This window comes from Psychrobacter sp. CMS30 (assembly GCF_904846565.1).
Taxonomy (GTDB): Bacteria; Pseudomonadota; Gammaproteobacteria; order Pseudomonadales; family Moraxellaceae; genus Psychrobacter; species Psychrobacter maritimus.
This window is the reverse complement of record NZ_CAJHBF010000010.1, coordinates 66097-87929: the sequence shown is the minus strand read 5'-3', so window position 1 is coordinate 87929 and position 21833 is coordinate 66097. Positions and strand designations below refer to the sequence as shown.

Sequence of the window (21833 nt, the reverse complement as noted above, 5' to 3'; positions counted from 1 at the left end):
ACCGGAGAATAAGCAATGACTACTCAATCTGACATTAAAAAACTGGCCGAGCAAATGGCTAGTAGCATGAATAGCTTCGATGACATCAAAGACTTTCAAAAGCAGCTCATGCAATCCTTTATCGATACTGCCTTAGAGGCTGAGATGGAAGACCATCTTGGCTATCCCAAACATGAAAAGGCGGATAAACCTAATAAGCGTAACGGGCACACTAAAAAGACCGTCCGCAGTGACACAGGCGATCTTGAGATATCCACCCCAAGAGACCGCGGTGGCAGCTTTGAGCCTGTGCTCGTTAGTAAGCATCAAACCCGTATCTCAGGTCTCGATGATAAAATCATATTCCTTTACGCCAAGGGTCAAACCACCACTGAGATCGTAGAGAGCATTAAAGAGCTCTACGATGTCGACATCTCAAGCTCTCTTGTCTCAAGAGTCACCGATAACATATTAGAGGACATCACCGCTTGGCAGAACCGGCCGCTGAGCAGTGTTTATCCTATCGTCTATCTAGACTGCATCGTCGTGAAGATACGTCAAGACAAGCAGATCATCAACAAAGCCATTTACTTAGCCCTAGGCGTTAACCTTAACGGTAAAAAAGAGCTGCTTGGTATGTGGCTCTCAGAGAATGAAGGCGCTAAGTTCTGGCTAGGTGTTCTTACCGAGCTTCAAAACCGTGGCGTACAAGACATCTTAATCGCTTGTGTTGACGGTCTAAAGGGCTTCCCTGATGCCATTAACACCGTCTATCCAAAGGCACAGGTTCAGCTGTGTATCGTACACATGGTGCGCTATTCAATGAAGTTTGTGCCGTGGACGGATAAAAAGGCCGTAGCGGCTGATTTAAAGGCCATTTACGGCGCTGATACCCTTGAGATGGCAGAGGCCAATCTTGAGCACTTTGATGAGACTTGGGGCAAAGATTACCCGCACGTGGTCAAGTCTTGGCGCAATAACTGGGAGGGCTTAACGGTGTTCTTTGAGTATCCGAAAGACATCAGAAAAGTGATTTATACCACCAATGCGATAGAGTCGCTAAACAGTGTGATTCGGACGGCAGTGAATAAGCGTAAGGTGTTCCCATCTGATCAGGCAGCATTCAAAGTGGTGTACTTAGCCACCCAGCAGGCGTCTAAAAAGTGGTCGATGCCAATCCGTAACTGGACGTCTGCTCTGAATCGTTTTATGATTATGTTTGATGACCGTATCAGTAAGCATTTAATCTAAATGGCAGTTACACAGAATCTGGGATGGTCTCGCGACTGAAGCTAATAACGATAATACTTAGCTACTAGTAAGTATTACTCCAAAGCTTGTTCTGCCTTTGCCAAAAATAATATTGTAGAGGCTGTCATATGAAGTACATAACTTGCTAAGTACTCTGGTATTACTTTTTCATTATTGCCTTTGCCATGGCTGCCAAGCTTATTACGAGGAGTGGCTATACTAGATGTTAACAGACTTTTAAGAGAATTAAATTGGCTTTGCCAAAAATCGGGTATCAGGTTATTATCCATGCAAATATTAACAAGAGTATTAGCCGCAGCTTTTTTATCATATTCCCACCCTTGAGTATCGCAGATGGTTAACATAGTGCTTTCAAAAGCTTTTAAACATTCGCTTAATACGTTTCCGTAATCACCATGTCTATAATGCTCGTGAGCTTTCAAAAATTCTTCTTGCGCTCCTTTATACATCGATTTATTGAGTAACTCTAGAGCAGGTTTTACCACTTCAGCATGAATGAATTGCGAATCTACTCGTATAATTTGTCCATTCTCATACTGATAACCGATACCATTTTCTTTGAACCTCGTATTTGTCTCTTCAATCGCTTCAGATTCATTATGATTTCTAAAATCTTTATTTTGATATAAAAGTATCATTTTGCACATTAATTCTAGTACAGTTAATACTAGTTCGACATCGTCCACATTCAAAAAGTAATTTGACACTTTATGGAAATAACCATCAAAAGTATCGTGATTAACAGGTAATTCAAATAGCCCCAATTCTTTTAGTAGAATTTTATGTACTGTTTCATATGCTGTTCTTGAACTCTTGTTACCACCAATCAAGTTTTCCGTATTATATTGAATTATCGATAAGTCTGGTTTTATCGTTTCTCTCCAAATATGAACGATCTGCACTCTAAATTTTTGAGGTAATTCCTCATACTGATAAACGTCGCTATACTCTCCTCTTTCACGCATACGACGCTTAAAATATACATCCGCTATAGCCATACCTTTTCTCTTATATTTATTCAATCGAAGATAGTATCAAACTTAATAGCATATTATATAACTTGTAGTGCTGATTTGAGCCACGTAGATATCATCTGAAATCAAAGTTTAAACTAATTTATCATAAAATGGTCATTCAGAGGCTAGTTTTAGCCCCGACTGTAGTGGTATCCTGCTGGTGTGGGCGAGTTGCGGTGGCTAGAGTTTGAGGTGGTATCGAGGCAACAGCAACATCTCAACTCGTGTCACCGCCTCGCCCAGACTCGCAGATACAAGCGGAAGGCGGGATTAGCTCCGCCTACTTCTAAGAACACTCAAACTCCAAACACAAAAAAGGTGAGCCGAAGCCCACCTTTTTTTATGTTTAAAATAATGATTTAAAACAACTTAACCTATATCTTAACGCAACCAAGCACGGGCGTTACGGAACATACGCATCCACGCGCCGTCCTCGTCCCACTCTTCTGGCTTCCAGCTGTGATTGTAGGCACGTAGCGTACGCTCAGGGTGCGGCATCATGATGGTGACGCGACCGTCGGTGCTACACAGACCCGTGACACCGCCGAGCGAACCGTTTGGATTAAGCGGATAAGTCTCGGTTGGATGACCTTGGCTATCGACAAAGCGCATGGCGAGCTGACCGTGTTTTGCCATACCGTCGATCTCGGTGTTGTCCAGCGTGGCATAGCCTTCACCGTGCGCGACAGCGATTGGTAAGATACTGTCTTGCATGCCTTTGAATAGGATAGACTTGGTGCGCTCGACTTTGACGTTGACCGTACGCGCTTCAAAGCGAGCTGACTTATTGGCGATAAAGCGTGGGAAGTTTTCCGCACCTGGTATGAGGTCTTTTAACTGCGCCATCATCTGACAACCGTTACAGACGCCGAGTGAGAAGGTATCTGGACGGGCAAAGAAGCGCACGAACTGCATGCGCAATTCGTCATGGAACAAGATAGAGTTTGCCCAGCCAGAGCCTGCGCCCAATACGTCACCGTAACTAAAGCCACCACAAGCGACCAGACCATCGAAGTCACGTAGATTGATGCGACCTTCAAGCAAATCGCTCATGTGGACATCGACCGCTTCAAAGCCAGCTTGGGTAAAGCCTGCTGCCATTTCTGACTGACCGTTGACGCCTTGCTCACGCAGGATAGCGACTCTTGGCTTAGTGTCACGGCTGTTTAAGTATGGCTCTTCAACCTTTTGATTGAGATCAAAGTTTGGCGCAGCGATAAGACCTTGATGGCTAGCATCGCTAATCAAATCATACTCTTGCTGTACGCATGCTGGGTTGTCACGACGGCGGGCAATTTGATAGCTGACCTGACTCCACTCTTGTTGCAGCTCAGAACGCTTAAAGCGTAAGGTATCATCACCCATCAGTGTTGGCGTTTGGATGATTAAGCTGTCTTCTTCTGAGCTTTGGCCAACGAGGCTAAGCATATCGCTGACGTTAAATTCTTCTGCCAGTTGCATTAAAGCGGCAACGTTTTCTGGTAATACTTGAATGACTGCACCTAGCTCTTCACTAAACAGTTGACCGAGTAAGTTATCATCAGTCAATGACAGCTTGATACCTTGACGGCTGGTGAACTGCATCTCAGCGATAGTTGCAAGTAGACCGCCATCACCGATATCGTGATAGGCGCTGATGACGCCTTGCGCGTTACCCGCTTGGACAAAGTTAAAGAAATCGACCAAGTCGCTTGGCTGCGTTAAATCTGGGCAGTCGTTACCTAATTGGCTTAGTGTTTGCGCAAGGATTGAACCGCCTAGACGCAATTTACCTTTTGATAAATCAATACGGTAGAAGGCGCTGTCGCCGTTGATTAGCTCAGGCGTTAGGGTTTTTGCCACGTCAATAACAGGCGCAAAAGCCGTAATAACCAAGCTCATTGGCGAAACGACTGATTTGTCTTGGCTACCGTTATCGTCTTCGTTTGTCCAATTAGCACGCATGGATAGCGAATCTTTACCGACTGGAATAGCGATACCAAGTGCCGGACATAGCTCTTCACCGACAGTATAGACGGCGTCAAATAATGCGGCATCTTCTACGTCTTCACCGCAAGCTGCCATCCAGTTTGCTGACATAGTAATATCAGATAACTGAGTAATACGCGCGCCTGCGATATTGGTAATTGCTTCACCAACAGCCAAACGTGCAGAAGCTTTTGGATTAATCAACGCAACTGGCGTACGTTCACCAACGCTCATCGCTTCACCGCTCATTGGCTGACCATCTAACGCAATCAAGCCTGAAGCCGTCACCGCGCAATCTGCGACTGGCACTTGGTAGCGACCGACATACTGATCGCGTACGACCATACCCGTGATAGAGCGGTCACCGATGCTAATGAGGAATGATTTGCTAGCGACAGTAGGATGACGTAGCACGTCTTTGATTGATTCGGCTAGATTAACGTCACCAAGCTCTAGCGCAGGTAGTTCATTCTCCTGACGGCTAAAGCTACGCTGCATCTGCGGCGTACCACCGAGCAATACTTGCATCGGCATATCGACTGGCTGCTCAGGCAGCAATTCATCATTAACGACAAGCTGACGTACTTCCGTGGCTTCACCCAAGATGGCATACGGGCAGCGCTCACGGGCACAGATGGCATCAAATTGATCTTTGCTCTCAGGGCGAATCGCGAGGACATAACGCTCTTGTGCTTCGTTTGACCAAATCGCCATTGGCGACATGCCCGCTTCTAACGATGGAATTTTCCGTAGATTGAGCACCGCGCCCATTTCATGGTCATTGACCAGTTCTGGCATGGCATTGGATAGACCACCGGCACCGACATCATGTAGCGAGACGATTGGGTTGCCATCTTTACTATTATTGCTTGCGTCAATATCGTTGCCAGCTAAGGCCCAGCAGCGATCGATAACTTCTTGACAGCGACGCTCCATCTCAGCGTTATCACGCTGTACAGAAGCAAAGTCCAAGCCTTCATCGAGTGAACCACTATCGACCGAAGAAGCCGCACCGCCACCAAGACCAATTTGCATCGCAGGACCACCAAGGACGATTAATAGATCACCTTGCTGAATGGCATTTTTTTCAATCAAATTGCGTTTGATATTGCCGTAACCACCTGCAAGCATGATTGGTTTATGATAGCCGCGCATTTGGCTGCCATCTTTTGCCGCTGACGTATCCAATTGGAAACTACGGAAATAACCGCATAAGTTTGGACGACCAAACTCATTTGAGAAATTGGCTGAGCCTAATGGGGCTTCGGTCATAATTTCAAGACTGGTTGCCATACGATCTGGCGTACCATAATCCTGTGTACTTACTTGACCTGACTGCTCCCATTTTTCCGCAAGCTCTGGGATATGTAAATGTGACACATGAAAGCCCGTTAAACCGGCTTTTGGTTTACCGCCACGACCGGTTGCGCCTTCATCACGAATCTCACCGCCCGCGCCCGTCGCTGCACCCGCATAAGGAGCAATCGCGGTTGGATGGTTATGGGTTTCGACCTTCATTAAGATATCGATTTCTTCTTGATGGAAATCGTAAGGATGCGCTGAATTGGCATCCATTGCATCAGTAGGTACTGGGTAAAAACGTAAGCCTTCAGACCCTGCCATTACCGCAGCATTGTCTTTATAAGCCGATAAGATACCTTGTGGATTGGCTTTATAAGTATTCTTAATCATTTGGAACAGGGATTTTGGCTGAACTTCGCCATCGACTGTCCATTCAGCGTTAAAGATTTTATGACGGCAATGCTCTGAGTTGGCTTGGGCAAACATCATGAGCTCAACATCGGTTGGATTGCGCTTTAGCTCATTGACATACGCATTCATCAAATAGTAAATATCTTCACTCGATAGCGCAAAGCCAAACTCTGTATTGGCTGCTTCAAGCGCCGACTGACCTTGTCCAATCACATCGATATGATTGAGCGATGCCGGCTTTTCATCGTCAAACAATTTATTCACATCATTTAAATCATAAACCAAGCTTTGGGTCATGCGGTCAAACAATAATTGCTCAGCGGCTTTAGGTAGCGTTGCACCCATTTCGCCGTCTGCTTTTCCATCAATAGTTAGCGTATAAACAATAACGCGCTCAACACGGTTAATCTCAATATCACAGTTATTAAAAATATCGGTCGCTTTACTCGCCCACGGCGATATGGTGCCAAAACGCGGGCCTACGATGACTTGTAATTGGTTGTTTTGTGGAGCGGCAAGTTGGGTGTCTGCCTTAACCCCAAATAGGTCCAGCGCTTTTTTCTGCTCATCACCTTCAAGCTTGCGTGATAGCACATAAACTTGCTGAGTATTGATGTGGCTGACATTTAGCTCGGTTTTTTGCTGAAACTGACTGATGAGTTGCTGCGTCTGAAAATCGGTAAGAAACGGTTGTCCGGCGATGGTCATCATAAAGGCATAATCCGTAAGATCAAGGCATCTCTGCCATGCAAAGTAAATGGTCTGCGTATTATAACAAGAAGCCCCGTAATAAGCAGGTCAAAACCGAGATAAATTGCTGAAAAGCGCAGTTAACAAGTAAGTTAGCAAGTCAGTTATCGAGCTAACAACAGCTATAGATAGCGCTTAGCAGATAACTGTTCTGAGTTAGGTTTTAGCAGTCTTTTCAGTCATGCCTATTAAGCTGCAAATTTTATAAATAATTTTTCTCAACAGAAAGCCTTAATGAATGAAGTCCGGCGTCACAATTTTTACTCAATCCTTATAGTCCTTACAAACACTCACATCGCATTACTGGCAGCCTATATAAATCTCCTAGCGGTAATCGTTATCCTAGATGGCAGTTGCTGGCGAGTTAAGCGCTTATCTATTTGCTTATTTAGCTAAAGCTTGACCGTTTAAACTAAAGATTCAATGAAACAAAAACGTAATCAATAACAATAATCCATTAACAAAAAATCAATCACTATAATGAAAAAGGATAATTACCATGAGTAACCAAGAGCATATCGCTAAAATTCAAGACGTTATTAAAGATGTAAAGTTCGCCATGATGAGTACCACCAATAAAAAGGGCGATATCCATGCTTGGCCTATGACCACTAATGAGGTCAATCTCGATAAGAAAGAAATTTGGTTTATCGGCGATAAATCCTCAGACGTTGTCAAAGATATTCAGGATGATGCAAGAATCGGGCTGACTTATGCCACTCAAGATGAAAAGAACTTCGTTTCTATTAGTGCTAACGCTGAATTGCCGACAGACAAAGCTAAATTAGATGAGCTTTGGTCGCCGGTTTACAATGCCTTCTTTGAGCATGGTAAAGAAGATGAAAACGTACAATTAATTAAGATCGTGCCTCATGGTGCAGAATGCTGGCTTAGCGGCAGTACCGTCGTGAATATGTTTAAGATGGCAGCCGCAGCGGTACAAGATGGCAAAACTGCTGAAGATATGGGTGAAACCTTTTCAGTTTCTTTATAAACTATCGCTATAAACCATCGCTAAAATATGGGACGTCCAAAATCCCCATAAAAAAACGCCAGTCGTATAATGCGACTGGCGTTTTTTATTATGCTTATTTTTAATTTATATTAACCGCTTTGTTTTAAATAGGGCCACGCGGCTTTTAGATAAATGAGCATCGACCATAAGGTTAAAATCACCGCGGCAACCATTAATACATAACCTATCATCTCAAGAGATTGCCAGTTTAATAATAAAACGGTGATGGCTATCATCTGAAAAGTGGTTTTGAGTTTACCGACATAAGAGACTGCCACGCTGGTGCTTTTACCGAGCTCAGCCATCCATTCACGTAGCGCCGATACGGCGATTTCACGCGAGATAATCACAATAGCGGCAATCGCCATAATGATATTCGGATGCCACTGCACTAAGATAATCAAGGCAGCTGCGACCATTAATTTATCGGCAACGGGGTCCAAAAAGCGCCCAAAGGCCGATACTACATTGAGCTTACGAGCAAAATACCCATCAAGCCAATCGGTAATTGCGGCGATAATAAAGACGCCGGTCAGCAATAAATGGCGCAGTAAACTGTCGCTAAATTCACTCATACCGACCCGAGCGATGACGTTATCCGAAATCGCGGGCATCCCAATCCCTAGGGCGGGTGGCCAATAGGCAATCGCTACAAATAGCGGAATCATTAAAATACGCGCAATCGTTAGATTATTGGGCAGATTAAAAATACTTTTGTCATTTTGCGCCGGTAGCGGTTTTTGTTCTGGCGTGTGCAGCTGTGTACTCTCGGTCATGGCAAACCCAGTTGATAGTGAACGATAAGAATGTGGTTAGCTTAGCATTTTTACGGCATGGCGTCATGCCATCTCTATAGGTTGGTTTTGGCTTTGATTCGTTACCCTTTATCTTGACCAATAAACGCTTATAAATAGAGATTTATAAGTGCCTTATTATTTTACTACTTCTTGACAATATAGGCAGGTATAACGCCCTCAAAACGTAATGACATGTAAGCAAACTAGGTAAATCAGCCATTTTCGGTTATCATGGTCAACTAAATACAGTTGTACACTGATAGTTGTAAGCAGATGTAAGAAATTCTTGAAATAGCGGATTCTGACATCATCTTTATATTAACAATAATAAATCTTGATCAATTTATTTGTGACTCGTTTACATCAAAATCGTTAATAGCAAAAGTAACTCGGTCGCATGATAAGTTTCCTCAGCCCACGACACCTCCTTCGTGGGCTCTTTTTTTGCCTGTAAACCATTGATTTATATATATTTTATGTTTATATATATTGAATTGACCACCAATTTGACCACCATCTGCTCAAAATTTTAACTATATGACCACCAATAATAATGTGAACATGTCTGTCATTTACCTGATAGGGTTTTGAGTTTCAATATTCCTCAACTATTTAGCGATTGCAATTTGTTTGCATGGGGTTGTTTTGCTAATGACTGCACGCGCTTAGATAATGCTGTTTAAAGTTAGGCGTTTTCCGTGCGTTTCCTTTGCATCTGCACCATTCCCCCATTGGGGATTATTCCACTTCTTGCTTCCTCAAAAATATCCGCTTCCACCTCTATCCGTTTGCTGTATTGACTTGGCGATAAATAGGAAATGCGCTGTTTTGCTTCCTATTTTCCTTGCTTCCTATTTTCCTTGCTTCCTCGCTTTTTGCTTCCATTCTCTTAATTGATGGGTATCTTTTATAACTCCAGTATTAATCAATTCATCAATAGCCTTTACCCTATCTAGGTAACTATCCTCTATCGTTAGATACTCCATGAATAACCGCTTATATGTAGCGCGGTGCATCCCTTTTTTGCGTGGTTGGTACAATCCATCATGCCAGCCTAAACGCTTTCTTATTGCTTGCATACGTGCATCAGGTCGCTGCCACGGCTGTTCAAGCTGTGTTTGATAGTTCGCTCCTATGCAATGCATACGTAAAGCCCAGCATACTTATATGCTTATTTTTTATTTAATTATGACCGTTCAGTATAGATTTTCGACCGCTCATACCTTTGGGTGTTGTGCTTTATAAGAAAGCTAGGCATCTTATCGTTATTTTGATTCTATTAAATAGAGCAAGAGACATGATAAATACTGGCGATAAATTAATATGCACAAATGGCAATCCTTTTTTTGTAGAAGGACAGGTTTACACAGTTGGTAGTATCATAAACCAGAAGTTTTTTGAAATAGAGGTAGAAAATGGTGACCACTGGTATGCCACAAAAGATAGTGAAGGTATATATGTACGCTTTAATTCTCTAAAAGGTAACATGAGCGACGCTTGGTTTACTAAAGTAAAGCTTCAAGCGCATGCCTAATAGGGGTTTACCACTCTGAAAAACCATCATTCAGTTTAGGTTAGCGTCCAGTGATACCAGCTCATAAGACCATTCTTAGCTTACTTATTTAATGCTCTTTTTATGGACTCTAAAAACTATCTTCTAACGTGTCCAACAATTCATTTTTAGCCGTGCTTAAGATGTCCGAAAACTACCCCTTCGTGGGCTCTTTTTTTGCCTGCGCTTTAGCATTATCAATGCTTAAACATTTCTATAGCTAAATATAGTCTGATACTGCTATCTTGTAGAACTAAATACCGCTAAATACTATCAAGCATTAAAGCTTATGTTTTGATTTAAATGGCTCTGAGAACTGCAAAATTAAAAAGCCCACAAAAGATAAAATAATGGCAATCTCATAGCGACCGTAGGCGACCGAGATACCAATAGCGCCCGTATTCCATAGACTTGCTGCTGTCGCCGTGCCTTTTGAGCCTTCTTCGTTTTTAAAAATCGCCCCACCACCGATAAAACCCATTCCTGTGATGATGGCGTACATGATTCTCGCCTCCCCAGCTGAATCATAAATATCCATGCCTACGAGCATAAAAGCACAGGAAGCAATCGTTACGAGCGGAAAGGTTCTAAGCCCTGCGCCGTTGTCTTTCATCTCACGGTTTAAGGCAATCGGTAGGGAGAGAATAAACGCTATACCCAATTGAAAAAAATGATATTGCATCAGCTCTATATCGATATCAAATCCAAACATGGCGTCCTACCTCCTTTTATTTAGTTCGCACAGATGACTTAATCCGCACTAATTAATGAGTGCGCGCAAATCCTTGCCACTGTTTGTGTTGCCATCTGATAACAGCTCTCGATATTGCCCTGCCCGCACCAGTCGCCGCTGACAATCCATTGCTGCTCGTTATCGACCAATATGCCTACTGCATCTGTATTAGCATCTGTATTATTAGAGTTTGTATTAGAAATATTGACGGTCGCAGCATAACGCCAGCGATGACAGTCAATTTGGCTCGGTGTACTGTCTGCATTCCAACATAAAGCTTGCTTGGCGGCTGCTAATAGCTGCGCTTTTATCGTATCCATATCGGCATCAACGTGCTGCTCTGACCAATCATTGCGCGCATGAATAGTAATACTGGGTAATAGCTCATTATGCGCAGGCTTTTGCTGCTCGATAAAGATTCTATCAAGTATAGAATCCTGCACATACGCCACATCCCATACCATTTCCTGATGCTTTAATGATTCAGGCAATGGCTGCTTATCATCCCAGCCAAGCATCAAGGTATAGCAGGCTTGCATTTGTGGCTCAGTGATTTTTGCTAATTCAGAAAAACCACTAGCTACCATCAGCTCTACAGCTTGAGCATTTGGCGCGGTACAAATGACCCAATCAAAACTGCCAAGACTGTTGCCGTCTTCATTAAATAGTTCAGTTTGTTTACTATCTTTATTATCCAGTGCTTGGTTATGTTCTGCCAAAGGTGCGACACGGGTTTTAAATTTTATGGTGCTATGCTGTAACTCATCGGCTAATGCTCGCCCCCAACTGGTCATTTTTGGCGTACTGATATAGCGCGCCTGAACCCTACTCCATTGCTCTTTAGCTTGAATATCAGGTGTCTGATTATTCGCATCTATTGGCGTTAAGCTCACTACTTGCGCGCACCAAGGCTGTAGCAAACTTGTATGTAACCAAGGCTCAATAAACTGCTGAAAGCTTGTACTCTTGGCGGTAAAAAACTGCGCGCCAAATGCCCATTGCCATTTTTTATTAGTGTGGCTATCGGTGCGATAACGAGTCGCTAAACGACCGACGCTGCGCGATTTTTCGAAAATAGTAATTTCTGGTATTAAGGCTTTGTCATTAACTTGCTGGTCATTAATTTTCTGGTCATTCATTTGGCTAAAAGCACGCTCTAATAAGGTTGCGGTAAATAAGCCCGTTAAGCCGCCACCAATAATGGCAATTTTCGGCGTTGATGTCTGAGCAAGCGGCAAAGAAGAGTCAGGCATAATGACAGTAAACCTTATAAAGTAGGGAGCAAAATATAGTAGATTCAATGTAAAAAACACCGTGCTGCTGGGATGAATTTTTCGAAGCCTCTGGAGTGCGAAGCACACAGCAAGCGAGGAAAATTTATACCAGCAGAAGATTGTTTTGAACGTGCTTCTTTTATGTTGAACTAACTATAGAAACCATAGAAGCTGGAGCCATAAAACAGCGCAGCTATATTAAATATATTGAACCTTTAAAGCCGGTCAATATCAATAACGTCTACGTAAAAGAGCCATGCTATTTTTGCTAACATGGCTCTTTATTGTTTTACTTACACTTATAAAAATTTATTTATAAGCCTAATTATTGGCTATTGGCGCTAAAAAATTACTTTTGACGATTTTATCTATCGATAGTTATTCGATACCTATTAGATAGCTATCTAATAGCTACTATCAGTCTCCGCGTTCAGCTTTCACCACATCAACTAGCTCATTGATAACGGCGCTATCAGCAAGGGTCGATAAATCACCCAGTCCAACATATTGCCCTGCTGCAAGATTGCGCAAGATACGGCGCATGATTTTCCCAGAGCGCGTCTTGGGTAGCACATTGACCATATAGATAGCATCTAAATTGGCAATCGGACCAATCTCCATACGCACATGGCGGTTCAGCTCTGATTTTAGTGATTCAGTGGCAGTTTCGCCCGATTTTAGGATAATAAAGGCGCAAATACCCATACCGCGAATGTCGTGCGGCATACCAACGATAGCCGCCTCAGCGGTCGCCGGATGCGCGACTACCGCGCTTTCAATCTCTGCGGTGCCCAATCGATGTCCTGAGACATTGAGCACGTCATCTACCCGTCCGGTAATCCAATAGTGCCCGTCTTCATCTCGCTGCGCACCATCACCGGTGAAATAGTAGCCCGGATATTCTGTAAAATAGGTTTTTAAAAAACGTTCATGATCATTATAAATGGTACGCATCTGCCCCGGCCAACCACCACTAATTGCAAGGTTGCCTTCGGCCGAACCTTCAAGTATCTCGCCATCACCGTCAACGACGACGGGTACAATACCGTACAAGGGATTCATCGCCGCACCCGGTTTCATATCTACCGTGCCCGGTATCGGCGCCAGTAAAATACCGCCGGTTTCCGTCTGCCACCAGGTATCGACAATCGGACATTTACCGCCGCCGACGACATGATAGTACCAATCCCACGCTTCCGGATTAATCGGCTCACCAACGGTGCCGAGCAAGCGTAAACTTGAACGATTCGACTCACGAACAAAGGTATCACCTTCTTTCATCATGGCGCGAATCGCCGTCGGTGCTGTGTACAAGACCGTGACTTGGTGTTTATCAATAATATGACCGATACGCGCCCACGTTGGATATTCTGGTACGCCTTCAAACATAACGGTCGTCGTGCCATTGGCAAGCGGCGCGTAAGTGGCATAGGTATGACCCGTCACCCAACCAACATCCGCCGTACACCAGTAGACATCGTCTTCTTTAATATCAAACACATCACGGAAGGTCGAAAGCGCATAAGTGATATAACCACCGGTGGTATGTAACACGCCTTTGGGCTTGCCCGTTGAGCCAGAGGTATATAATAAGAACAGCGGGTCTTCGGCATTCATCACCTCAGGTTCGCAATGCTTTGACTCACCATCGACCAAACTGTGATACCAAACATCGCGGCGACCACTCATCGGGACAGAATTGCCCGTACGATGCACGACAATGACGTTGGTCACACTATCAGTACCATCCATATCTAAAGCGCGGTCGACACTGGCTTTGAGCGGCGTGCGCTTATTACCGCGGATACCTTCGTCAGCGGTAATGACCAGTTTAGATTGACTGTCAATAATACGGTTGCCCAAACTCTCAGCAGAAAAACCGCCAAACACCACCGAATGCACCGCCCCAATACGGGTACACGCCAGCATTGCCACCATCGCTTCTGGTATCATGGGCATATATAAGGTGACGCGATCGCCCTTTTTAACCCCAAGTTTGCGCATGGCATTACCTAGGCGACAAACCGCTTCATGCAGCTCTTTAAATGAGATGATTTTATGCAGTGACGGATGGTCACCTTCCCAAATAATCGCCGGTTTATAGGGATTATTTTTAACATGGCGGTCAAGACAGTTGACTGAAATATTAAGCTCACCATCTTCATACCATTTGATATGAAAATCTTCTAAGTCATAATTAACATTGCTAATTTTGGTGGGTTTTTTTATCCAATCAATCAGCTCGGCGCGCTTCGCCCAAAAGGCATCGTTTGCCTCAGGTGACGCAATGGATTGTTGGTATTCTTTAGTGTATTGTTCGGCGGTGGTATTGGCAGCGGCGACAAATTCAGCCGTGAGAGGAAATGATTTCTGAGTCATCGTAGTCATCCTTTTCTAATTATTATGACCGGTAGCGGCTTTCATGAAGCGACTGACGTCAAACGCCAGTCGTCAAACAACAATCGCTGCTACAGGTGATAAGCGTGATCTTCCATAATGTGACACCTAAGGATAGTTTGACAAATAAGCACGAGGGTTGCAAGACATCAACCGTGAATCACAACAATTCCGCTGCCCAGCTGTATACTTGATAAAGCATTACATATCTTGATGAATCGATTGATTATTCAATAATATTCTCCATACCTGCCTATTTAGCATCTTGGATAGTTTTCGGTGCATAGAGAATCTCTCATCGCCTTATTTAATCCTTGTAAGCTGAAAGAAAACATGGACAATGGCTAGCCTAAAGATAGGCTTCAAAATAGCGGCAAGCTATAGTCAATAACCTGCTATTTTCTTGCCTCAAAATCTACTATTTGTTTTACTGCTAATTTTATTGTTAATGTTATAGCTACTTTTATTACTGCCTTTATAGTTACCTTTTATTTTAACCTTTATAACCTCTCGCTTTTTGGAACATATCGTCATGGAAAATACCCGCAATGCACCATCACACAATCACTATGATGTCATCGTCATCGGCGCTGGTGCGTCAGGGTTATATTGTGCGCTCACCGCGGGTCGCCGTGGTCGCCGCGTCTTGGTGCTCGACCATGCCAATAAAGCCGGTAAAAAAATCCTGATGTCAGGTGGCGGACGCTGCAACTTTACCAATTACTTCGTCGAGCCTGAGCATTTTATCGGTAGCAATGCGCATTTTTGTAAATCCGCGCTGAGCCGTTATCCGAGTTGGGAATTCATCGGCATGGTTGAGCAGCATAAAATCCCTTACCATGAGCGCGAGCACGGACAGCTTTTTTGTGATGATTCGGCGCAAGATATTTTAACCATGCTCCTTGATGAATGCGCTGCCGTGGGTGTGCAAGTCAGACTCAATACCCAAGTCGACAGCGTGCAAGCACTCGAAAACGATAAAAAATCCCACTTTCAACTATCAACAACCAAAGCGCTCAGTAAAAAAGAAAAACAAGAGAGAAAAGACAGCGGTAATCAAAGCAAGCTGCCGCAAACCAGCTATCGCTGCGAGTCGCTCGTGGTAGCGACGGGCGGCTTATCGATTCCGACACTCGGCGCGAGCGGATTTGGTTACGAGCTTGCGCAGCAGTTTGGACATACGCTGGTAGCAACCGATGCCAGCCTTGTACCTTTTACTTTTACCGATAAAACCGGTGAGCTGATTCGCACGCTTGCCGGTATCAGCCTGCCGGTGATTGCCAGTAATGAGCGTATCTCCTTTAAGCTACCACTGCTCTTTACCCATCGTGGCCTGTCGGGACCTGCCATGCTGCAACTGTCCAACTATTGGCATCTTGGCGAAACCATCAGCATCAATTTGCTGCCTGATATAGATATGACGGCGCTTTTTCTTGCCCATAAAAAATCGCACCCACGCCAGCTTATCCGGACGGTTTTGGCAGACAATAGCGACAATGCTTTACCGAAAAAACTGCTGGCAGCGCTACAAACGCATTTGTGGGACGATATCAAAGATACCGAGCTTGCCAATATTAAAGATGAGCGCTTGATAGAGCTTGGCGCAACACTCAATGGCTGGCAGCTAAAACCGTCTGGTACCGAAGGCTATCGAACCGCTGAAGTCACACGCGGCGGTATCACAACCGATGAAGTCTCGTCAAAAACCATGCAAAGCAAACATCAAAACGGGCTATATTTTATCGGTGAAGTGCTCGACGTCACCGGTTGGCTTGGTGGCTATAACTTTCAATGGGCATGGGCCAGCGGTTTTGTTTGCGGCGAAGTGGTTTGATATTAAGGCATACCTTTAATTCAAACGACAGCTATTCAAACGATAGCTATTCAAACACCAGTTATCTAAACGCAGGTTATCCGAATGGGATAGAAACCACTAAACGCTTGATAACTGTGAATATAATCATTATATAGACTCATATAAATTTAGAATTACTTAATAGTTAGCAGATTATTATTGAAGCATTATTATTTAATCATGAGCATTTAAATAACTCGTGTTAAATAATTGTGGCTAAAGAATAACTGTTAACTAGATGGGTATTTATTAATACGCTTAGGCTTACGAGGTGTTCAATGCGTTCCATCAAACATATTCACGGCGATAAAGAGCCGCATTGGGTCGGCGACGGTTTTTATGTCAAAACATTGTTCAACCACCTAGATGACGATCCTGATTTTAATCATCGTCATACCGACCCGTTTTTATTATTAGACTATGGTCAGCCAACCAACTTTGCCCCAAATCCGAACTATAAGACGCAGCCGCACGGCGTCGGGCAGCATCCGCATAAAGGTTTTGAGACGGTAACGATTGCCTATGCCGGCGAGATTAGTCATGCTGATTCGGCCGGTGGTTATGGCGTCATTCAAGAAGGTGGTGTGCAATGGATGACCGCAGGGCGCGGCATCATGCACGAAGAGTTCCACTCGCCAGCCTTTGGTCAGCGTGGCGGTCCTTTTAGCATGGTGCAATTATGGGTCAATTTGCCAAGCGCCCATAAGCTGACTGAGCCCAAGTATCAAACTTTAACACGGGCTGATTTGCCTATCGTTAAGTTAACCGATAATGAAAACGGAAATGAGATAGGTAAAGCGGCGATTATTGCAGGTGAATGGCAAGATACGACAGGCGCGGCAAGTACCTTTACACCTATCAACATGTGGGATATTGCATTGCATAGCGCTGGCTCAACGACGCTGCAAGTGCCAAACAGCCATAATGTCATGATATTGGTACAAGAAGGTACGCTACTGATTAACGATACGCCAGTGAGCGCAGGCAGTCTGATTCAGTTTGCCACGCCAACTGATACTGATCTTGATTCTGATATCAATGCTGCCAATGAACCATCAGCAACGCCGGTAAGCGATAGCATTAAGCTAACATACCCTAAGCTCTCTGATGATGAGCACGCGCCAAGTACGGTTAAATTATTACTATTAAGTGGTGAACCGATCGGTGAGCCAGTAGCAGGCTACGGTCCGTTTGTCATGAATACCCAAGCGGAGTTAAAGCAAACGTTTCGTGATTACCAAATGGGTAACTTTGGTAAATAGTCAAATATTACCCATTAAAAAAGCCACCTTGCTGATTATCGCAGGGTGGCTTTTTTATGCATTGTCACTTTATTTTAATCAATAAAGCCCGTTGAATGATTTATCCGATAAACACTTATGCTTGGTTTAAAAACGGATAATCGGTATAGCCTTCCGTACCACCACCATAAAACGTTTGCGGATGTTGCTCATTAAGCGGCGCACCTTCACGGATACGTTCCGCTAAGTCAGGATTAGCAATATAGTCACGACCAAAAGCCACCGCATCGATATAGCCATCTTTAATGTTCTGCTCTGCTTTTTCAGCGGTATAGCCACCAGCAGCAATAATCATCTGCCCAAAAGCATCACGAACGCGCTGACGGAATTCAGGGCTATAAGGCGTACCACCTGCCCAGTCAGGCTCAGAGAGATGCAGATACATCAAACCGCGCTTATTAATCTGCTCAATGAGCCAGATGTTTTCGTCTTCATTGTAGCCCGCTTCGACATTATTAAACGTACCAAGCGGTGATACGCGAATACCAACATGGTCAGCATCCCACGCAGCGACACAAGCATCGATGACATCAAGGGTCAAACGCGCACGATTCTCGCGGCTACCACCATATTCATCATCACGCTGGTTGGTTTGCTCAACCCAAAACTGATGTAGCAGATAACCATGCGCGCCATGAATCTCTACGCCATCAAAACCTGCTTCTTTGGCATTTTTGGTCGCAAGCCCAAAGTCAGCGATAACTTGCTGCACTTCCTCAAGTGTGGCTGGGCGTGGCGGTGTGGCAGCAACGCGAATCGCTTGGTTATTACTGTCACGCAATGAGGTACGTACACCAACATCAATATCAGACGCTGAGATAGGCGCTTTGCCATCTGGTTGGACGCTTTCATGGGCGACCAAACCCGTGTGCCATAGCTGGACGACAATCTTGCCGCCTTTGGCATGGACATTATCAACGATGGTTTTCCATGCCGTCGTTTGGTCTTCGGTATGGATACCGGGCGCGCCCGCATAACCTTTGGCCTGAAAAGACACCTGCGTCGCTTCGGTAATGACCAATCCTGCACCACTACGCTGCGCATAATACTCGCTGGCTAACGCCGTAGGAACATCGCCCGGTTCAACCGCACGTAAGCGGGTCAACGGTGCCATGATGATGCGATTTTTTAGAGTTTGAGTGCCCATTTTTACGGGTTCGAATAAGTTATCGTGTGCCATGAGATGCCTTGTTTGTTGTTATAAAAATACGGTTTTAAGAGTGGTTAAATATTGATAAATAGCGCTCGTCATTATCACTTATCATATTGTCACTTATCATTATGAAGCCGTCTATTGATCAGCCGTGTTCTTTATAGGGGGTAGAGAGGAGGATTCCAAGTAAAACTTACAAACAAAAACACCGACGCAAGTATATTTTCAACCTTTTAAACGCTATTATTTATGTGACCTTATAAGGGTATTAAGATAATAAAATCAGTGGGAATTTTATTAAACGTTATATGCGCCACCCACTCTTCTTTTGCCAATTTTTTAAATAACTATCACCATTATTAGCCTTCACTTTTTTGGCATTTACTTAAGGGATAGAGTCCATGCAAAAAACCATATTATCACTTACGATAGGGCTAATTTTCCTCTTGGGTGTGAGCGTGGGTGTGAGCGCCTGCCAACCCAAATCAGATGCGTTATCTGAAGCAAATGAGGCGAAAAATACAGAACAAGTTAATAAGCAGGCATCCTTAGAAAAACCAGCAACCAAAACGACTACCGCAACAGACTCAGCGCTAGACGCAAAAACCTGTTTAGCATTGAGTAAATCTATGGGAAAAGTGGATAACAGCAGCAAGATTGACGCTATTTATGCCATCCAAAAACAATTAACAGCCTGTTTGCCAACGGCCAGTAATGCCCAAGTATTGAATTTACTAAAAGACTATCAAGCGATGTATGAGCGTTTTTTATGGGAGGAAACTGATATTAGTAATTCAGAATTTGACCAAGATTTTTTTGACGTGATGAATGCCTTAGAGGAAGGCGAAAAAGTAGCGGAAGAAAAACTAAACAATCTGAGCCCACGCGTACGCTACTTGATTGGCCTCATCCAAAATGATGCTGATGTTAGAGTTTACAATTTAGGCGAAGGTTACTATGCCTTTAATCATGATTTGAAAGCAATGGCTGATATTTTCACCCCTTATTTGCGCCAAGACCAAAAAGCATTTATCCAGCGGATGGCAATAGAAAATCAAGATATCTTTTTGAGTGATGCCGCCATTACTACCTCTTTTGCAGAGTTGGTTGAGCGTGCGGTATTTTGGGAAGATTATATAACGCGTTATCCAAATGGCTATGCGGTGCAAGATGCCAAGATGCTACTAGATTCGTATCGCTATTACTTATTTTTTGGCTCAGACAATACCGGATGGACGGATGATGATATTCATGAGTTTCTAGAACCAGAGTATAAGCAGACGATGGTTGCACTCAGCAAACGACCTAATAGTATCTTGGCAAAAGATGCAACAAACTATCTTAATTTTATGGCGTTATCCGATAGTGAGCGTCAACAGCTTTATCCAGCGCCTAGCACTACTGAAGATAGTTACAAGATGCATTATAGGTCAATGGCCTACTATCGACTAAATCAAGCGATGCAGATACCATCCATTTGGCATACTAATGGGGATAATCGAGAATGCTTGGAAGGGCTGTTTTGCCAAGATATAAGCGTTGATTAATAAAGCTCGCACCAAACAATAAAAAAGCACCTACTTTTTAAAGTAAGTGCTTGTTCTAATCGTTATTTTTAACAAACAATCTCAGTTATTTTTTAAAAATGATAACCAAGCTTCATGCCAAGTGCGTAGCCCGTACCATCATCGATATTGGCCACGCGACCATCAACCTTGGTATCGACTGGACCGCCTTCAAACCACATATACTGACCGCCCGCAGAAACACTAAGCTGCTCGGTCAGTTTATATTGCGCGCTTAATCCCAAGCTTTTGATAGAGTCATAAGGTCCTAATAAACTGAGCGGCGCACCAGTGCCATGGTCATAACCCAAGCGTACTTCGCCTGAAACTTTTGGATTAAACTGTTTACCCAATGCCACCTCAACCGCGTAACCGTCTTTTTTATAAGCAGCTAGTGGCTCTTGTGTTGATAATGTCGCTAAAGGCGGGGCAACACTAAAGTTACTCCAATCTACCCAGCGCGCGTTGACCATACCCAGCAACTGATACTTTTCACTGAGACCGGTTTGGAAATCTAAATTGACCGACTGTGGCATTTTAACTTCGGTCTTGCCCGCTAACGGTAAGGCAACTTCGTCAGTAGCTGGTCCCGGTGTTACCCCATCACCGCCAGCGATAGGCGGCAAAATAACTTGCAGGTTTTCTACCCCAGATACCTGATATTTGGCGGGCGCGCGATACGTTAATGCTGCACGCAAGGCAATCTCTGGCTTTTCATACGCCATACCAATCACCGGCGCGAGCGTGCTTTCGTTTTCAAAGTCTAACGTATAATAAGTCGGCGCTATCGCCACAGGATTAATAGCCGCTTCATTAATAGCACCCAAAGTTGCGGCTTCAGCTGGCGTAATCGTGCCATTATTTTGTTTATTGACCAAATCATAATAAGCGGTAGTCGTTGGTATGCCAAAGAGCGCGCCTGCTTCATCGATTACTTGAGAGACAGCAGTAGTCAAACCGACTGGCTGCGCGCCAGTAATCTTGCCTTTTAACGTTTGGTATTCAAGACCGCCATATAGCCAGACATTATTATTAATCTTACCGCCGCCTAAAAGCGTGATACCGGTTGTCTCTACCCGCGCCTCGGTCGTACCCATGCTATTGTTAAACATATTCCCTGCTGGATATTTGGTATCGACGCCAAAGGGTTGCTCGTAAATTACTGCCAATGCCGTATTGGCGGTCGGGGCGATTTTAATAGCCGCGCCGGGTAAATCAAAGTCATCCATCATGTCGCCGATTTTATTACCAGCGGCATCGGTGCCTTCAATTTTTGGGTCAACATACGCATAAGATAGCTCGGCATAATTACCCGGCTCAAAAAAAGGCGCGACCGATTGTTTGCTGTATTCGATGCCAGCGGCATGCGCTGAGCTGATGGCGAGACTTAACGCCGTCAAAGAACCGGCAGTGAACAAATAGCGCGAAGAACGAGAAAGGGTAACAGATTTCATAAATCCTAAAAACAGCTGAGCGCTCATGACAATATCCTT

The 21833-nt window shown here is 44.1% G+C and carries 15 protein-coding genes; 6 read left to right on the top strand and 9 right to left on the bottom strand.

The window, feature by feature from the left end; translation table 11 throughout:
- Nucleotides 1-15: 15 nt before the first annotated feature.
- The gene (locus JMX94_RS07185; RefSeq protein WP_201564559.1) at nt 16-1230 is read left to right on the top strand and encodes an IS256 family transposase; all 1215 of its coding nucleotides are present in this window, start codon (nt 16-18) and stop codon (nt 1228-1230) included.
- Between the two features lie 74 nt (nt 1231-1304).
- Here the strand turns inward: JMX94_RS07185 and JMX94_RS07180 are convergent, their stop codons facing one another.
- Together JMX94_RS07180 and purL are read right to left on the bottom strand one after the other, a co-directional pair.
- Complete coding sequence (locus JMX94_RS07180) at nt 1305-2249, bottom strand: STM4504/CBY_0614 family protein (protein WP_201564557.1); 945 nt, start codon at nt 2247-2249, stop codon at nt 1305-1307.
- Nucleotides 2250-2648: 399 nt separating this feature from the next.
- Nucleotides 2649-6659, bottom strand: a complete 4011-nt coding sequence (purL, locus tag JMX94_RS07175) for a phosphoribosylformylglycinamidine synthase (RefSeq protein WP_201564555.1) — start codon at nt 6657-6659, stop codon at nt 2649-2651.
- Between the two features lie 538 nt (nt 6660-7197).
- Between purL and JMX94_RS07170 the strand changes: the two genes are divergently transcribed.
- Nucleotides 7198-7692, top strand: coding sequence for a pyridoxamine 5'-phosphate oxidase family protein (locus tag JMX94_RS07170; RefSeq protein ID WP_201564553.1), 495 nt, complete (start codon nt 7198-7200; stop codon nt 7690-7692).
- A gap of 110 nt (nt 7693-7802) precedes the next feature.
- Here JMX94_RS07170 and pgsA read toward each other — a convergent pair whose 3' ends face one another.
- Together pgsA and JMX94_RS07160 are read right to left on the bottom strand one after the other, a co-directional pair.
- The gene (gene pgsA, locus JMX94_RS07165; RefSeq protein ID WP_183619641.1) at nt 7803-8489 is read right to left on the bottom strand and encodes a CDP-diacylglycerol--glycerol-3-phosphate 3-phosphatidyltransferase; all 687 of its coding nucleotides are present in this window, start codon (nt 8487-8489) and stop codon (nt 7803-7805) included.
- Between the two features lie 872 nt (nt 8490-9361).
- The gene (locus JMX94_RS07160) at nt 9362-9655 is read right to left on the bottom strand and encodes a hypothetical protein (protein WP_201564551.1); all 294 of its coding nucleotides are present in this window, start codon (nt 9653-9655) and stop codon (nt 9362-9364) included.
- 152 nt (nt 9656-9807) lie between these two features.
- Between JMX94_RS07160 and JMX94_RS07155 the strand changes: the two genes are divergently transcribed.
- The gene (locus tag JMX94_RS07155) at nt 9808-10044 is read left to right on the top strand and encodes a hypothetical protein (RefSeq protein WP_201564549.1); all 237 of its coding nucleotides are present in this window, start codon (nt 9808-9810) and stop codon (nt 10042-10044) included.
- Nucleotides 10045-10342: 298 nt separating this feature from the next.
- On the opposite strand, the gene JMX94_RS07150 is transcribed toward JMX94_RS07155, so the two are convergent.
- The 3 genes from JMX94_RS07150 to acs form a co-directional block, all read right to left on the bottom strand.
- The gene (locus tag JMX94_RS07150) at nt 10343-10774 is read right to left on the bottom strand and encodes an MgtC/SapB family protein (protein ID WP_183619640.1); all 432 of its coding nucleotides are present in this window, start codon (nt 10772-10774) and stop codon (nt 10343-10345) included.
- A 38-nt stretch (nt 10775-10812) separates the two neighbouring features.
- On the bottom strand, nt 10813-12048 hold the full coding sequence (locus tag JMX94_RS07145; RefSeq protein ID WP_201564547.1) for an NAD(P)/FAD-dependent oxidoreductase: 1236 nt from the start codon (nt 12046-12048) through the stop codon (nt 10813-10815).
- 438 nt (nt 12049-12486) lie between these two features.
- Nucleotides 12487-14448, bottom strand: a complete 1962-nt coding sequence (gene acs / locus JMX94_RS07140) for an acetate--CoA ligase (RefSeq protein WP_201564545.1) — start codon at nt 14446-14448, stop codon at nt 12487-12489.
- 550 nt (nt 14449-14998) lie between these two features.
- On the opposite strand from acs, the gene JMX94_RS07135 reads away from it, so the two are divergent.
- Entirely contained in the window at nt 14999-16300 is a 1302-nt protein-coding gene (locus JMX94_RS07135; RefSeq protein WP_201564543.1) for an NAD(P)/FAD-dependent oxidoreductase, read from the top strand.
- Nucleotides 16301-16599: 299 nt separating this feature from the next.
- Nucleotides 16600-17583, top strand: coding sequence for a pirin family protein (locus JMX94_RS07130; protein ID WP_201564541.1), 984 nt, complete (start codon nt 16600-16602; stop codon nt 17581-17583).
- A gap of 115 nt (nt 17584-17698) precedes the next feature.
- Here the strand turns inward: JMX94_RS07130 and JMX94_RS07125 are convergent, their stop codons facing one another.
- Nucleotides 17699-18802: an alkene reductase gene (locus JMX94_RS07125; protein WP_201564539.1), complete on the bottom strand. Its 1104-nt coding sequence runs from the start codon at nt 18800-18802 to the stop codon at nt 17699-17701.
- A gap of 374 nt (nt 18803-19176) precedes the next feature.
- Here JMX94_RS07125 and JMX94_RS07120 point away from each other — a divergent pair, with 374 nt between their 5' ends.
- The gene (locus JMX94_RS07120) at nt 19177-20322 is read left to right on the top strand and encodes a hypothetical protein (RefSeq protein ID WP_201564537.1); all 1146 of its coding nucleotides are present in this window, start codon (nt 19177-19179) and stop codon (nt 20320-20322) included.
- A gap of 92 nt (nt 20323-20414) precedes the next feature.
- Here the strand turns inward: JMX94_RS07120 and JMX94_RS07115 are convergent, their stop codons facing one another.
- Nucleotides 20415-21821: an outer membrane protein transport protein gene (locus JMX94_RS07115; protein ID WP_201564535.1), complete on the bottom strand. Its 1407-nt coding sequence runs from the start codon at nt 21819-21821 to the stop codon at nt 20415-20417.
- Nucleotides 21822-21833: the final 12 nt, after the last annotated feature.

What these genes read in the sequence shown, in the direction of transcription:
- acs (WP_201564545.1), bottom strand. Translation starts at nt 14,448, where the DNA reads ATGACTCAGAAATCATTTCCTCTCACGGCTGAATTTGTCGCCGCTGCC.
- pgsA (WP_183619641.1), bottom strand. Translation starts at nt 8,489, where the DNA reads ATGACCGAGAGTACACAGCTGCACACGCCAGAACAAAAACCGCTACCG.
- JMX94_RS07185 (WP_201564559.1), top strand. Translation starts at nt 16, where the DNA reads ATGACTACTCAATCTGACATTAAAAAACTGGCCGAGCAAATGGCTAGT.
- JMX94_RS07115 (WP_201564535.1), bottom strand. Translation starts at nt 21,821, where the DNA reads ATGAGCGCTCAGCTGTTTTTAGGATTTATGAAATCTGTTACCCTTTCT.
- JMX94_RS07155 (WP_201564549.1), top strand. Translation starts at nt 9,808, where the DNA reads ATGATAAATACTGGCGATAAATTAATATGCACAAATGGCAATCCTTTT.
- JMX94_RS07130 (WP_201564541.1), top strand. Translation starts at nt 16,600, where the DNA reads ATGCGTTCCATCAAACATATTCACGGCGATAAAGAGCCGCATTGGGTC.
- JMX94_RS07170 (WP_201564553.1), top strand. Translation starts at nt 7,198, where the DNA reads ATGAGTAACCAAGAGCATATCGCTAAAATTCAAGACGTTATTAAAGAT.
- JMX94_RS07180 (WP_201564557.1), bottom strand. Translation starts at nt 2,249, where the DNA reads ATGGCTATAGCGGATGTATATTTTAAGCGTCGTATGCGTGAAAGAGGA.
- JMX94_RS07160 (WP_201564551.1), bottom strand. Translation starts at nt 9,655, where the DNA reads ATGCATTGCATAGGAGCGAACTATCAAACACAGCTTGAACAGCCGTGG.
- JMX94_RS07120 (WP_201564537.1), top strand. Translation starts at nt 19,177, where the DNA reads ATGCAAAAAACCATATTATCACTTACGATAGGGCTAATTTTCCTCTTG.
- JMX94_RS07125 (WP_201564539.1), bottom strand. Translation starts at nt 18,802, where the DNA reads ATGGCACACGATAACTTATTCGAACCCGTAAAAATGGGCACTCAAACT.
- JMX94_RS07135 (WP_201564543.1), top strand. Translation starts at nt 14,999, where the DNA reads ATGGAAAATACCCGCAATGCACCATCACACAATCACTATGATGTCATC.
- JMX94_RS07145 (WP_201564547.1), bottom strand. Translation starts at nt 12,048, where the DNA reads ATGCCTGACTCTTCTTTGCCGCTTGCTCAGACATCAACGCCGAAAATT.
- purL (WP_201564555.1), bottom strand. Translation starts at nt 6,659, where the DNA reads ATGATGACCATCGCCGGACAACCGTTTCTTACCGATTTTCAGACGCAG.
- JMX94_RS07150 (WP_183619640.1), bottom strand. Translation starts at nt 10,774, where the DNA reads ATGTTTGGATTTGATATCGATATAGAGCTGATGCAATATCATTTTTTT.